The sequence below is a fragment of the Eubacterium sp. 3_1_31 genome (assembly GCF_964249515.1).
Classification (GTDB): domain Bacteria; phylum Bacillota_I; class Bacilli_A; order Erysipelotrichales; family Erysipelotrichaceae; genus Longicatena; species Longicatena caecimuris.
Map to the genome: position 1 here is coordinate 27925 of NZ_CAXUBY010000008.1, position 15283 is coordinate 43207.

Below are 15283 nucleotides of genomic sequence, written 5' to 3' on the forward strand. Positions count from 1 at the left end.
ATGAAGGGAATAATTTTAGCAGGCGGTTCAGGTACTAGACTGTATCCATTAACGAAAGCTGTATCAAAACAAATTCTACCGGTGTATGATAAACCGATGATTTACTATCCTTTATCGACACTCATGTTAGCGAATATTCGTGAAATATTAATTATTTCAACACCTAGAGATATTGAAGTTTTCAAGGAACTGTTAGGTGATGGAAGTCAGCTGGGATTACGCCTTGAATATGCCATTCAGGCAGAGCCAAGAGGTTTAGCTGAAGCTTTTATTATAGGAGAATCTTTTATCGGTAAGGATCGTGTGGCTTTGGTGCTTGGTGATAATATCTTCTATGGAAGACATTTTTCCAATGTGTTAAAGAAAGCAGTAGAACAAGAAGGGGCAACAATTTTTGGATATTATGTTCGAGATCCTCGAGAATATGGTGTAGTTACGTTTGATAAAGAAGGAAAGGTTTTGACCCTGGAAGAGAAACCGGAACACCCGAAATCCAACTATGCTGTTCCAGGATTATATTTCTATGATAATGATGTAGTTGAAATAGCCAAAAAGGTAAAACCGTCTGCACGCGGTGAAATTGAGATAACCTCAATCAATAATCATTATTTGCGTGAGGGAAGATTGAATGTGAAAATCTTAGGGCGTGGTTTTGCTTGGCTTGATACAGGAAGCCATGATTCGCTTATGGAAGCGTCTGAATATGTCGCTTCTATTCAAAAGCGTCAGGGGTTATATGTTTCCTGTATTGAAGAAATCGCATATGTTAAAGGATTTATTGATAAGATGCAGCTATTAGCATTAGCTGAAGAATTTTATAAGACAGAATATGGAAAATACTTACAGCGTCTTGCGGAAGAAGATGCAACCGTAGCGAGGGGCTGAAAACTATGAGTAATTTATTTTATGCATTATTCCATTCCTGGCTACAGGTAGAAGGTAATGTTTCTGATAATAATGAGATAGATGCCTGGATAGCAGAATTGAATAACAATACAAAAGTTGACATACATAAAATAGCATTAAAACAAAGTGATTTTTGGTTTTATGATGAAGATGCGGGGGAAATCAGGAACAAGAATCGCAGTTTTTTTGCGATTAAGGGGTTTCAAAGAAAAAGCGGAAACACGGTTGTGTTAGAACAGCCGGTCATTTTGCAAAATGAAATCGGTTATTTAGGTATTATATGTAAAGAAATCGATGGTGTCTTGCATTTTCTGATGCAGGCCAAAATAGAGCCCGGCAATCTTAATAAGATACAGCTTTCTCCAACGATACAGGCGACCAAGAGTAATTTTACGCAGAAGCATGGCGGAAAGAAACCAAAATATCTTGATTATTTTATTAATGCCGCAGACTATGAAATCATTGTAGATCAAATCCAATCCGAGCAGTCGTCAAGATTTTATAAAAAGCGCAATCGCAACATTATCATCAAGGTTGATGAAGACATTCCGTTAGAAAAGAATTTCAAATGGATGACATTAGGGCAAATCAAACGCTTAATGAGACGGGATAACATTGTCAATATGGATACAAGAACCGTTCTATCCTGTATTCCATACTATGCGCATACCTTAGATCGCGAGACACTGAGCAAGATGAAACATGCAGCTAACGATGCCGCACTGGTTGCTTCGGTATTTGATACGCATGGGGAAGCCATGATTCCAAGAATTTATCAATACATAAATAATGTGAAGATGTTTGAAGAAACAACAGATGCGTTGGTGCCATTATCCGCATTAAGCAGCTGGGAAGAAAAAAACAATGAAATCGTCTGTAAAAAGGCACATGATTTCAAGGTGATCTTCTGTGATATCATGATTGAAGGAAGAGAAGTAACGCGCTGGACACAACCCTTATTTGAAGCTACCGGCATTGCCTTATTCGGTATGTTTACCTGTATTGAAAACGGCGTGCGTAAGTTTTTGATCAAGGCGAAAAAAGAAATTGGCTGTTTTGATCTGATTGAATTAGGACCAACGCTGCAATTAGAACCATCACACCTGCATGGGCCTTATGATCAGGTGGGCACAGTGTTCATGCAAAAGATGAAGGAACAAAAACACGTTTTACATGATGTTCTTTTATCAGAAGAAGGCGGGCGTTTCTACCATGAGCAGAATCGAAACGTTATCATCGAAATAAATAAAGAAGATGTTATCGCAAATGAGCAGGATGGCTATTTCTGGGTTGATTATAAGACGCTGAATACATTAGTCCAAGTCAATAATTGCTTGAATATTCAATTACGTAATTTGCTATCACTATTGGAGGTATAAGACACATGAAAAATATTAGAATTGGTATTATCTGTCCATCGGAAATTGCATTTCGTAGATTTCTGCCTTCTTTGCAGAAAGAAGATGGCTTTACTTACATGGGTGTCGCTGTCGCTGATCCTTCTGAATGGGATGGCGAGGTTGCTGATGAGGTGATTGCCAACGAATTTAAAAAAGCGGAAACATTTGTGGAAAGCTATGGCGGAAAAGTTTATAAGAGCTATCATGAAGTCATTTGTGCAGATGATATTGATGCTGTTTATTTGCCATTACCACCGGCATTGCATTATCGTTGGGCGAAATTGGCTTTAGAACATGGAAAGCATGTGTTTGTTGAGAAACCATCTACGATTTGTTATAAGGACAGTATGGAACTCATCACATTGGCGCAAGCGAAAAAACTGGCGTTACATGAAAACTATATGTTTCAATATCATCAGCAAATCGAAGATGTGAAAGAACAGCTAAAGAAAGGCACCATTGGAAAGGTTCATTCTTATCATGCCCGTTTTGGATTCCCAATGCGTCCGGCGAATGATTTTCGTTACAATAAGGCACTGGGTGGAGGCGCCTTGTTAGATGCCGGCGGTTATGTGATTAAACTGGCTACAAAACTATTGGGCGAAAACATAGAGATGCTGTCCTGTGTCATGAAAGATTATGATGAGTTTGGTGTTGACATGTATGGCTCCTATATGTTTAAAAATGAAAAGGATGAAGTGTTTCTTGGGGAATTCGGCATGGATTGTGAATACCAATGTAAATTATCCATCTGGGGCAGTCAGGGCATCTTAAGTACGGATCGCATCTTTACGGCACCGGATGACTTATGTCCGACTTTGCATGTTTTGCATAACAACGAAGTAAGTGATATAAAGCTACAAGCAGATTCACATTTTAGGAAATCTATCCGAATGTTTTATGAGGCTGTACATGATGCAGCAACACGAGAACGCATTTATGGGGAAATTAAAGTACAAGCCGATATGGTAGATAAGGCTAGAGAATTAGCTGGGAGGAAGTAAGTATGATAAAATTTAATAAACCATCAATTACGGAAAAAGAAAAAAACAACGTCTTGGAGGCTATGGATGGCACAAACATCTTATCGGGAGATGGTAAGTTTACAACGAAGGTATATCAGCAGTTTGAAGAACGCTTTGGTATTAAAAATATGCTGTTGACAACCTCTGGGACAACCGCTTTGGAAATGGCATCTATTTTAATTAATCTCGAGCCGGGTGATGAAGTCATTACACCATCCTTTACCTTTTCATCAACCGTCAACGCTTTTCTGTTAAGAGGAGCGAAACCAGTTTTCTGTGATATTCGTGAAGATACCTTTAATATTGACGAGAATTTAATTGAAGGTCTGATTACACCAAAAACAAAAGCGATTTATGCGGTGGATTATGCTGGTTTCCCTTGTGAAATGGATAAAATTAATGAAATCGCTAATAAATATGGATTATTTGTTATTGAAGATGCTGCTCAGGCAGTTGGTTCTACATACAAAGGAAGATATGCAGGTACGTTAACAGAATTCGGCTGCTACAGTTTCCATGAAACAAAAAACTATGTCATGGGAGAAGGTGGCGCAATTGTTGTTAATGAAGATAAATACATGGAACGCGCCGAAATCATTCGTGAAAAAGGAACAAACCGACGCAATGTCTTAAGAGGATTGGTCGATAAATATACATGGCATGATATTGGCTCATCTTTCTTGCCAAGTGATGTACTGGCGGCGATATTATCTGCCCAAATGGATCGTTATGAAGAGATATTTGAAAAACGTATGAATGTTTGGAATACGTATTATAACGGCTTAAAGGATTTAGAAGATAAGGGATACTTGCGTAGACCATATTTACCAGCAGACATTGAACATAACGCACATATGTTCTGTATCGTATTGCCTAGTGAAGAAAAACGTACTCATCTGATCAATAAATTAAAGGAAAAAGGAATTGCAAGCTACATTTGTTATGTGCCACTTCATTCTGCACCATATGGTTTAAAATTAGGATATACTCCGGAAATGCTTCCAGTAACAGAGGATTTAGCAAAACGTATCTTACGCTTGCCTTTGTATGTGGATATGACAAGCGAAGATGCAATATATGTTGTTGATTCGATCAAGGAAGTATTAGAAGGATGATATTATATGGATAAGCTTGTCATTATAGGTGCTGGTGAATTTCAGCTTCCCTTAATAAAAAAAGCCAAAGAGATGGGATATGAAACGCATGTCTTTGCATGGGCGGAAGGAGCTGTCGGTAAAGATTTTGCAGATTATTTTTATCCCATCAGCATCACGGAAAAAGAAATTATATTAGAGCAATGTAAACAGATCAATCCGCAAGGAATTGTATCTATCGGCTCTGATTTAGCGGTACTTACGGTAAATTATGTGGCACGTTCTCTTCATCTTCCAACAAATCCAGAAATATCTGATGTGATTTGTACGAATAAATATGAAATGAGAAAAGCCTTTCTAGCGAATGGAATTGATGTTCCGAAGTTTCTTGAAACAAAAGGACATGTTGAAAAAGAACAACTTTCATCTTTTACGTTTCCGTTGATCGTCAAGCCAACAGATCGCTCAGGAAGTCGAGGCATTACCAAGATCGAAACTTATGAAGCTTTAGATAAAGCAATTCAGATTGCAACAGCATATGCATTCGAGAAAAAGGCCATCATAGAGGAATTCATTGAAGGTCCGGAATATAGCTGTGAATGTATTTCTTATCAAGGAGAGCATACCTTCTTGGCATTTACGCAGAAATATACGTCGGGTGCTCCTCATTTCATTGAAACCGGTCATGTGGAACCTTCAAATATTCCAATGGACAAAATCACGGCATACCAAAAAGAAATATTTAAAGCATTGGATGCCCTTCATATTCAAAATGGGGCTTCTCATTGTGAATTTAAGATTGATCATCAAGGGGCCATTAAAATTATTGAAATAGGTTCTCGTATGGGCGGTGATTGTATCGGTTCTGATTTAGTTTATTTGTCAACCGGATATGATTTTGTAGAAATGGTAATCGAGGTTGCCTGCGGTAAAAAACCGACATTAAAGAAGAAAAAAGAGGATGAATATGCCGGTATTAAATTTATCTTTGATCATGATGATATTGATACATTAAGAAAGCTACAACGAAAGCATCCGGAAACACTTCAGTATGTCAGTGAAATCACCGAAGTCGGAAATCATGATGTAGTAGATAGTTCAACAAGATTTGGCTTTTATATCTTTACGACAAAAGATAAAGCATTCGTAGATGAAATATTAGGTTAAAGGAGAGATTGATATGGAAGAAGTAGCAATTATCGGGGCTGGTGCCGTAGGCGCATCCTATGGCAGCGTATTTATGAAAAATGGGGTACATAGGTTTTCCTTTGTGGCAAACGGCAAACGTGCGGAGCGCTTGAAAAAAGAAGGTATACGCGTTAATAATGAGGTATTACATCCACATATTGCGACCAAGGAAGATCATGGAAAAATTAAATTATTGATGGTTTTAGTTAAAAACTATTCTTTGCATGCGGCAATTGAAGATATTAAAACTGTTATTGATGAGGATACCATTATCTTATCCTTGTTAAATGGCGTTACGGCAGTAGATGCTTTACAAGAGGCATTTCCAAACAATAAGGTTTTATATGGTATCGTCATGCGTACGGATGCAAATCGTACCGATGATAATATCACATTTAAAACGTTGGGCGAGATTCAGTTTGGAGAAGAAGAAAATATCCATTTTTCTGAAGATGTAAAAACAGTTATCAATATTTTAGAAGCAAACCATATCAATTATCATGTATATGAAGATATGAAACGGATGTTGTGGAGAAAATGGATGGTTAATATCGGAGCCAACCAGATTTCTTTGTTAACCTCAGCAAAATTCAAATATTTTGGCGAGTTTAAAGAAATTCAAATCGCTTTAGATCGTGCCATGCAAGAAATTGTTGATATTGCAAAGAAAAAAGAAATTCATCTAACAACTAAGGATAAAGAAGATATGATTACAACGCTGATTAACTATCCACCAGAAAAGAAAACATCTATGTTACAAGATTTAGAAGCTGGCAGAAAAACAGAAATCGATTATTTTGGTGGAACCGTTATTAAATTAGGAGAAGAGTGTGGAGTGCCTACACCAGTAAATGAAATCTTGTATTATATCGTAAAAGCACGTGAACAAGTTAACTTAGCAGAACATGCAGTAGAAAGAGCCTGATATACAATGAAGAAACAAAAGAAATTATTAGTGCTTGGTGGTACGATGTCAACACTCGATGTGGTGAAGACAGCAAAACACATGGGCATTGAGGTTACTGTTGCCGATTATTTAGAAGATGGCATTGCGAAAAAGGAAGCTGATCACGCGGCTATCATCAGTACGACAGATTATCTGGCTTTGATCAACTACATTCAGGAGCATGATATCGATGGTGTATTTACCGGCGCCAGTGAATTTAATATCAAGAATATGATAGAGCTTTGTGAAAAGGCGGGACTGCCTGTATATGCAAGCAAAGAGCAATGGGATATTTGTTCAAATAAAAAGCGTTTTAAAAAGCTTTGCGAACAGTATGAGGTGCCTACCGTGCCGGCTTATTCTTTTGATTCCCAAACACAAAGCATAGATTATGCGAGCATTCATTATCCGGTTATCGTTAAGCCTGTAGATAGTTATAGCGGACATGGAATCTCAATCTGTCAAAATGCATTGGAGCTAAAAGCAGGTATTGAATATGCACTTGAGAATTCAATCAGCAAGCAACTCATCATTGAAAAATATATGCGTGGTAAAAATGTTGAAGCTTATTATATTGTGCAAAATGGAAAAGTAAAATTAATGTCATTATCTGATCGTATTACACGCAATGATCAGGATGGCTCTCCAGTACCTGTGGCTTTCCATCATCCATCTAAGTATATACAGAAATACATCACCAAAGTGAATGACAAGGTATGTGCTATGTTTGAAAACTTTGGTCTAAAACAGGGTGTATTTTTTATGGAAGCATTCTATGATGAAGATAATTTCTATTTTTATGAAATGGGTTATCGATTAAATGCAACCATGGAATATAAATTTGTAGAACATTTTGAACATTATAATCCGCTAGAATTTATGATTCAATATGCGGTAGAAGGAATATTTGGCAATAAGAGCGTGACAGATACAAAGGCTTCGATCTTTCAAGGTGCAGCTTGTGAACTATCACCGCTATTGAAAAAAGGAACAATCAGCAAAATCGAAGGTCTTGAGGAAATTAAGCAGGATGCATCTATTCTTTATGTGCACCAGCTGCATTTTGAACAAGATCGAATTGATTCCACAGGGACGTTGGATCAAAATTTTGCGCGTATCCATGTAGTGGCAGCAAATAGTGATCTTTTATATGATAAAATTAAATGGATCTTAAAAACACTTCGTGTATATGACGAACATGGCGAACAGATGATTTTGCCTTATCGCAAAGAGGAGGTAACAAGGTGATGAATGATTTAAAAGGGAAACGTTTATTAGTTTTGGCTGGTGTGAATCCAATTGCCGCCGATGTAGTACAATTCGCGAAAAGAATGGGAGTTTATACGATTGTTACAGGAAATCTTGATGTAACTTTAACTCCGGCAAAACGTTTTGCAGACCAGATTGAAACCGTAAGTACTGCTGATTTAGATGCATTGGAAGCATTAGCAAAAGAAGTAAAAGCTGATGGTATTATGACCGGATCTAGTGAGTTTTCTATCGAAATGACCATGGCTTTATGCAAACGGTTAAATAAACCTTTCTATTGTACGAAGGAACAATGGGATATCTGTTCTAATAAGAATAATTTCAAGGAATTATGTAGGACGCATCATGTACCAGTCGTTCATGAATTCCATGTAGAGGAAACAGATGAAGGAATAGATTGCAGTTCACTGATTTATCCGGTTATTGTTAAACCTGTAGATGGAAGTGGCGGTGGAGGCATTTCTGTTTGTAATGATGAAGAAGCCTTTTTAGCTGCTTATGAAAGAGCAAAATCATATTCACCAACAGGCAGTGTTATTATTGAAACCTATGTAATCAGTGATGAAATTGGCATTAGCTATGCTATTCAAAATGGAAAGGTTTACTTAACGGCGATGCATGATCGCTACTTGCGTGAAAGCGATGGTAATTTTATGAAACTGCCATTAGCTTATATTTATCCATCAAAACATTTGCAATTTTATCAGGAAACGCAAAATCAGAAAGTAGTGGAAATGTTTGAATCTATCGGATTACAGAACGGTACATTATTTATTCAGGGGTTTGCGACAGAAAATGAATGTCCTTTTTATGAAATGGGCTATCGTTTCAATGGTGCGAAGCAATACAACTTGTTAAAAGAAGAAAACGGCTTTAGTACCATGGATATGATGATTCATCATGCGTTAACGGGAGAGATGAATGAACCAGATCTTGCGAAAGTAGCAAAGCCTGATTTTGATCATGTATATTGTACATTGTCCTTATTGGGTAGACCTGGGCATGTGGAAAAGGTCATCGGTGTAGAAGAATTACGGAAGCTGCCAGAAATTGTGGATGTGTCTCCATGGTATTACGGTGGTGAAGATATTACGGAAAAACTTATGGGTACACAACGTCAGATATTATGTCGTGTAACTTTGAAAACAGAAGACCGTGTAACTATGGCGAAAGCTATTGACACTGTTTATGAGATATTTGAAGTCTTGGATGATAAAGGCGAAAGCATGCTGTTAGATGGTTTTGACAGTAAGCTGTTATTAGATTAGAAAGGTTGATTAGATGAAAATTACAGTATCAATCCCATGTTATCGCTCTGCCAAAACATTGCCCTATGTGGTAGAACAAATCAAGAAAACAGTAGCACAGCGACCATCCTATTCTTATCAGATTATTTTGGTTAATGACTGTTCTCCGGATAACACTTTTGATGTTATCCGTTCCTTATGTCAAGAAGATGAGAATATAGTTGGGGTAAACTTATCCCGTAATTGGGGGCAAGCAACAGCTCGTATGGCAAGCATTCCATATATTGAAGGAGATTGTACGGTTTTCATGGATGATGATGGCCAGCATCCTATAGATCATTTATTTGATCTTGTTGATAAGATTGAAGAAGGCTATGATCTGGTAAGTGCAGATTTTTCACAGAAACAGACAAAGTTTATGAATCGTTTTACAAGCGCAATCTCTGCCAAAGTATATACCGCAATGGGAAAACGTCCAAAAGGTGCTGTATCTTCAGCTTATTTTGCAATCAATAAGATGTGTACAGATAGTTTGAAAAAATATCAGAGTCCGTTTCCTTCCATTTTCGGCTATATTTATCAAATCGCCGGAAGAATCACCAGCATAAAGTTGGAACACAAAAAAAGATTGGAAGGGACATCCGGGTATAACTTTAAGAAGCGTTTTAAAGTTTGGCTAAACGGTATGGTTAATTTCTCTATTGTACCTTTGCAACTGTCTTCTATGATGGGATTACTGTTTTCGGCTATTGGTTTTATTATAGGAATTATCTTAGTCATAAGGAAATTATTAAATCCTTCGATTCTTGTTGGATACACTTCTTTGATTACAGTAATATTGATTATCGGTGGATTGTTAATGATTATGATCGGATTGATGGGGGAATACATCGGCCGCATGTATCTGACATTAAGTAATCAGCCGCAATATGAAGTACGCGAAACCTTAAATGTGGAAAAGAAATAACAGATACGGAGGAGTTTTATGAAAGAAAAAAAGATAACGATCGGGCAAATCTTGATTTTACAGATAGCGATATTTTTCTATTCACTTTCAGGTGTTTTTAATAAAATGGCAGCACTTGAAAGTTTTATGTCATTTGAATTTATATTATATTTTGGTATATCTTTAGCTATTCTGGGTATTTATGCAATTGTTTGGCAGATGATATTAAAACATGTATCTTTATCTACTGCATATAGCAATCGTCCAGTATCCATGATTTGGGGAATTATCATGGGAAGTCTTATTTTCCATGAACAAATCACACTTCCTATGATCATAGGATCTGCCATCATTATGGTTGGCGTTTATACGGTGGTGACTTCTAATGGCTGAGTTCTGGTATTATGTCATCATGGTGGTTGGCATCTTAATTGCCACTTTCTCCCAATTGATCTTGAAAAAAGCAGCAATGCGTCATTATAAATCTTGGATTTATGAATATTTAAATGTATTGACAATTATTGGCTATGGTATGATGTTCCTTTCTACTGTTTGTTCCTTAATTGCTCATAAAGTAGTTCCGGTATCTATGGCACCGGTCTGGAATTCCTGTAGTTTTATTTTAGTGGCGCTTGTAAGCAGAATTTTCTTGCATGAAATTCCTTCTAGAAAGAAACTAATCGGTTTAGGCATCATGGTCGTAGGGATCATCGTATTCTCATTATAAGGTAGGTCCGTTATGGAGAAAATAAAAGAAATTATAAATTCGCGAAAAGGGAAATGGTTACTCGCCTTTGGCTTAACCTTTCTTTGTTATGCCATCGTCCTTTTAACAGCGGATGTATCTTATGCGACAAATGACGACTCACGCATTATGTATGCTTTGGCAGGATATGCTTCAGGGGAAGCGTATCCACAACAAGCCTTTATCAATTATTTTCTAGGTGTACCGATCGGGGTATTATATAAGCTGTTACCATCTTTGCCGTGGTATACGATTTATCATATTTTCGCGATGTATCTATCGGAAAGTGTGATGTTTTTATGTTTTTATAAACTGGCGAAGGATAAGAAGGTGTCGATTGCATTTCCAATCTGTGCGCAGATCATTAGTTTACTTTTCATTTTTATGGTTCCGCTAGTTTCCATTCAATTTACGGTGACATCGACCATTTTGGGAACATCAGCAGTGGTTGTTATGGCATCAATGAAACATTCTGATAAACGCAGTACCAAGATATGCATATATGCATATTGCTTTATCGCATTATTGCTCAGCTTTATGACGCGTACTCTTTCCTGGTATAGCATCATGTGTTTCTTTGCACTATCTTGTGTTTATCAGATTGCTACATGTTATCTGTATTGTCCGGATTTAACGAAAAAGAAGAAACATTTACATACGTTAAAAATTTGTACATTTGTAATCGCGTTAGTGATTAGTTGCTTTGGTGTTCGTTTTGTAAGCTTGTATATTAAAAATAAAAGCGAGATTACACAGGCATATAATACGTATAATGACTATAGAGTTAAGTATATGGATTACGGGCAACATCCACCTTATAAGGGACATGAAAAGCTATATAATGCTGTCCAATGGGATAATAGCACGTATCGTGCAACGCTTTGTTTATTGTATATGGATGAAAATATAAATGCTTCCTCTTTAAAAACGATAACAGAGGCGTATCAGGCAAATAAGCATTCAGCACTCAGTAAAACGGTAACGAATATACGAGAGCTTTTATATGATTATAGCTTTGTACAATATTCCTTACTCAGTATATTTTTAATTTTCGTGATTTTGAATTTAATGGTTGCAAAAAAAGAGAAACAATGGTTTCATATACTTGTAAGCATATGTTGCTGCGGCGGGTTTGCCGTATTACTGCTTTATCTTGGATTTAAAGGCAGGTTGCCATTAAGAAGTTATCAGTCTTTACTGATTCCTTGTTTCATGTTTATGATGACGATGTTTCTGCGTTGGCTAGATGTATCCTATAAAAAGGTCTTTAAACCAATGCTTGCTATAACTCTTGTAGTAAGTGTAGGCGGTATTTATATGGTCTATATAGATAAAGATTATGCAGCTACACAAACAAATACGGAAGCCACTTCTGAACAGTTTCAGAATTTCGAACAATACGCAATACAGAATCCTGAGCATTTTTATGTTTATGATTTCTCTGCCGGAACGGTAAATCGTAATCCATTCGTTGTTTATCCTAATGAAAAACCAATTAATACGATGGTCGCCGGCGGTTCCTATACATTCTCAGAATTGTATTATCAACAATTGGAAAAGAATGGCTTGACATCCTTGTATTGGGAAGATCTTTTGAAAAAAAATATCTATTTCACATCGGCAAATCCGACTTATGTTGAAGTAGCACAAATGAATATTGAACGGGTTACAAAACATAAGGTGAAAGTGAAAGAGATTAAGCGATTTGGTGAAAACACCAAAGGCATAACAGTTTATAAATTTTCAGCAGCGGAAACTTCAAAAAAGAAGGATTCACATAAATAGTAGATGCAAAGAGAGGTGTAACCTTTCTCATCAATAAAACAGAAAGGAGTGAAGAATTGATATTGAGCATATAGAACATTGAAAGGAGAAATAGTATGAAGAGTAAAATGAAGCAGTTTATGGTATTAGTATGTGCATTCGTTTTATCAGTCTCGACCTTGATTCCAACAACATTCATGACAGTACATGCAGCATCTGCTACACCGGTTTTAACAGCTAAAGCAGATCGTGATAATGGTATCTTATTGAAATGGACAGCAAGCAATCGTGTGAGTGATCCAACGGATGCAGAATACATGATTATGAGAAAACGCGATGATGGCTATTATGACGGTTTGGTAAAAAGAGATCCTAAATATGGGTTGTTTTTCCTTGATGCAACAAATTTGACGATTGGAAAAGAATACACATATAAGATCAGAGAAAGCGTTAATGGCAAAGAAGTCGATTCAAATGAAGTTACAGTGAAAGCAGTAGCTAGTAATCCTGCAGCGAATGAATTTACAAATAAGGCAAAGGCGGCAGACTATCTCAAAGAACAGATGGTCAAGCGAAATAAAAAGATTTCCCTTATTTATAACGCTGGGACATTCCCTTCAGGCTTAGGGAACGAATTATATGAGATGGCTAGGACAGATGATGAAAAAGCAGATCCTGCTACAGCTACGCAAGGGGATTATTTACGATATACGATTAAACCAAATACGATTCGTATAACGACTGGAATCGATGGTAAAGTAGGCAGCTTGAATTCTTATACATTTACATTTGAACTTGATTATTATACAAGTAAACAGGAAGAGGAAGCGGTAGATGCAAAGGTTTCACAAATACTAGCATCATTTGCCAATAATGGTATTACACAGGCTTCATCAGACTATGATAAAGCAAAAGCTGTTTATGATTATTTAGCAACCAATTTGCATTATAACAATAACCCTCGACCTGACAATGGAAATCTGATGATTACTGCTTATGATTCTTTGGTACGCAAAGAAGCACAATGTTATGGACAGACTTTAGGAGCATATCGTTTATTAAAAGAATTAGGTTTAGTAACTAGACGTGTGAATGGTGATCTCTATTTAGAAGATAAGAAAGATACCATAGCGCACGGATGGAATCTTGTTCTTATGGATGGCAAGTGGTATAACTTTGATGCCACAGGTGCAGCAACCTATTATGAAGAAACCAATGATATGACTTATAAGAAATTATTAAAACCTTATGACACATTTGTTTCACAAGGATATACTTTGAACGCTGAATATGCACTTACTTCTGCTTTTGGTAAAGCACATCCATATGGTACAACGGTTTATCAAGATGAACCAGACGCACCAAACAATTTAACGCTTGTAAATTTAGGTGAGGGAAAAATCCAAGCTAGCTTTACAAGTGTTAAGGGAGCAGATGGTTATGCATTGTATCGTTCAACATCAGCTACTGGCACTTTTAGCAAGGTGGCTGAAGGAAATGCTACGACATTAATCGATGAAACAGCACAGCCAGGTGTAGAGTATCATTATAAAGTGAAAGCTTATGCTATGGTTAGCGGTGACAGACTTTATTCAAGCTATTCACCAAGAAGAATCATTACCAGTAAGAGCGTTGGAACACCGGTTTTAAGTGCTCTTACAGCTACTTCTAATACAGTGAAAGTAAGTTGGGATGCAGTAGCTGGTGCAGAATACTATCAGGTATATCGTGCGGATTCTGTCAATGGCACTTATAGTTTGGTGAATCGTAAAAATTATACAACAACGACGATTAGTGATGCTGCTGTATCTGCAGGCAAGACATATTACTATAAAGTACGCGCGTTTAAAGATGGCGAATATAGTATGTTTAGCACAATAAGCAGCGTTACGACAAAACCAGCAACACCTACTGGTATTCAAACTAGTTCTGCTGGAGCAACTTCTGTAAACGTTCAATGGGCAAAGAGTGAAGGCGCAAAATACTATCAGGTATATCGTTCTACCAATGCTACAAAAGATTTTAGGTTATTAGGTGTTTATGATGAAAATACCTTCAGTATGAAGAGTAGGGCATTACTCACCAATCAGACATACTATTACAAAGTCAGAGCGTATACAGTTGTAAATAAAAAAGGTATATATTCACCGTTCTCTAATGTTGTAAAGGGAACGCCAAAACTTGCTGCTCCTACCAATGTAAAAGCAAGTCCAAATACTTCTACTACGTTAAAGATCAGTTGGAAATTAACAGATGGCGCAACATATTATCAGGTTTATCGCAGTACAAGTAAAACGGGGAAATATGCGTTGTTAGGTGTATATAACAGTACAACGACATCCTCCATTTCCAGATCTTTATTAACCGGCAATACGTATTATTATAAAGTACGTGCATATCGCTGGGTAAAAGGAGAACGTGTATTCTCACCATTTAGCAGTGTCATTACAGGAAAGCCAGTACTTTCAAAAACAAGTAAAGTAACAGCTAAGGCGACAAGTAGTACAACGGCTAAAATAACTTGGAATAAAATTGTAGGGGCAACCTACTATCAAGTATATCGTGGCACAAGTGCGAATGGGAAATATGCATTGTTGGCAACTTATGACAAAAACACAACTACTTGTACTAGTAAAAAATTAAAGAAGGGAAACACCTATTATTACAAAGTGCGTGCTTATAAATGGGTAAAAGGAACACGTGTGTTCTCACCATTCAGCACACCAGTAAAGGTGAAAATTTAGTTAGACGAC

Annotated in this window: 13 protein-coding genes; all 13 read left to right on the forward strand. The window is 36.9% G+C overall.

Annotation, left to right across the window (positions count from 1 at the left end; genetic code table 11):
* The 13 genes from rfbA to ACESSZ_RS05140 all read left to right on the forward strand — a co-directional run bounded on the left by rfbA (position 1) and on the right by ACESSZ_RS05140 (position 15274).
* Complete coding sequence (rfbA, locus tag ACESSZ_RS05080; RefSeq protein WP_008687008.1) at positions 1 to 885, forward strand: glucose-1-phosphate thymidylyltransferase RfbA; 885 nt, start codon at positions 1 to 3, stop codon at positions 883 to 885.
* Positions 886 to 890: 5 nt separating this feature from the next.
* Positions 891 to 2285, forward strand: coding sequence for an NDP-hexose 2,3-dehydratase family protein (locus ACESSZ_RS05085; RefSeq protein ID WP_008979199.1), 1395 nt, complete (start codon positions 891 to 893; stop codon positions 2283 to 2285).
* Between the two features lie 5 nt (positions 2286 to 2290).
* Positions 2291 to 3310 (forward strand): Gfo/Idh/MocA family protein, encoded by a 1020-nt coding sequence (locus tag ACESSZ_RS05090; protein ID WP_008979198.1) that lies wholly within the window; start codon positions 2291 to 2293, stop codon positions 3308 to 3310.
* A 2-nt stretch (positions 3311 to 3312) separates the two neighbouring features.
* The gene (gene rffA, locus ACESSZ_RS05095) at positions 3313 to 4446 is read left to right on the forward strand and encodes a dTDP-4-amino-4,6-dideoxygalactose transaminase (RefSeq protein ID WP_132224953.1); all 1134 of its coding nucleotides are present in this window, start codon (positions 3313 to 3315) and stop codon (positions 4444 to 4446) included.
* Between the two features lie 6 nt (positions 4447 to 4452).
* Positions 4453 to 5592 (forward strand): ATP-grasp domain-containing protein, encoded by a 1140-nt coding sequence (locus ACESSZ_RS05100; RefSeq protein ID WP_008687015.1) that lies wholly within the window; start codon positions 4453 to 4455, stop codon positions 5590 to 5592.
* Between the two features lie 13 nt (positions 5593 to 5605).
* Complete coding sequence (locus tag ACESSZ_RS05105; protein WP_008687017.1) at positions 5606 to 6538, forward strand: ketopantoate reductase family protein; 933 nt, start codon at positions 5606 to 5608, stop codon at positions 6536 to 6538.
* A gap of 6 nt (positions 6539 to 6544) precedes the next feature.
* On the forward strand, positions 6545 to 7807 hold the full coding sequence (locus ACESSZ_RS05110) for an ATP-grasp domain-containing protein (RefSeq protein ID WP_412293051.1): 1263 nt from the start codon (positions 6545 to 6547) through the stop codon (positions 7805 to 7807).
* The gene (locus tag ACESSZ_RS05115) at positions 7807 to 9096 is read left to right on the forward strand and encodes an ATP-binding protein (protein WP_008687021.1); all 1290 of its coding nucleotides are present in this window, start codon (positions 7807 to 7809) and stop codon (positions 9094 to 9096) included. Before ACESSZ_RS05110 ends, ACESSZ_RS05115 begins: the two co-directional genes overlap by 1 nt.
* Before the next feature lie 13 nt (positions 9097 to 9109).
* Entirely contained in the window at positions 9110 to 10042 is a 933-nt protein-coding gene (locus ACESSZ_RS05120) for a glycosyltransferase (RefSeq protein ID WP_008687023.1), read from the forward strand.
* 18 nt (positions 10043 to 10060) lie between these two features.
* The gene (locus ACESSZ_RS05125; protein WP_008687025.1) at positions 10061 to 10414 is read left to right on the forward strand and encodes a DMT family transporter; all 354 of its coding nucleotides are present in this window, start codon (positions 10061 to 10063) and stop codon (positions 10412 to 10414) included.
* A complete protein-coding gene (locus ACESSZ_RS05130) occupies positions 10407 to 10748 on the forward strand; it encodes an EamA family transporter (RefSeq protein ID WP_008687026.1) in 342 nt (113 codons plus the stop codon). Before ACESSZ_RS05125 ends, ACESSZ_RS05130 begins: the two co-directional genes overlap by 8 nt.
* A gap of 12 nt (positions 10749 to 10760) precedes the next feature.
* Positions 10761 to 12551: a hypothetical protein gene (locus ACESSZ_RS05135; RefSeq protein WP_008979194.1), complete on the forward strand. Its 1791-nt coding sequence runs from the start codon at positions 10761 to 10763 to the stop codon at positions 12549 to 12551.
* A 95-nt stretch (positions 12552 to 12646) separates the two neighbouring features.
* Positions 12647 to 15274 (forward strand): transglutaminase domain-containing protein, encoded by a 2628-nt coding sequence (locus tag ACESSZ_RS05140; protein ID WP_499842701.1) that lies wholly within the window; start codon positions 12647 to 12649, stop codon positions 15272 to 15274.
* Positions 15275 to 15283: the final 9 nt, after the last annotated feature.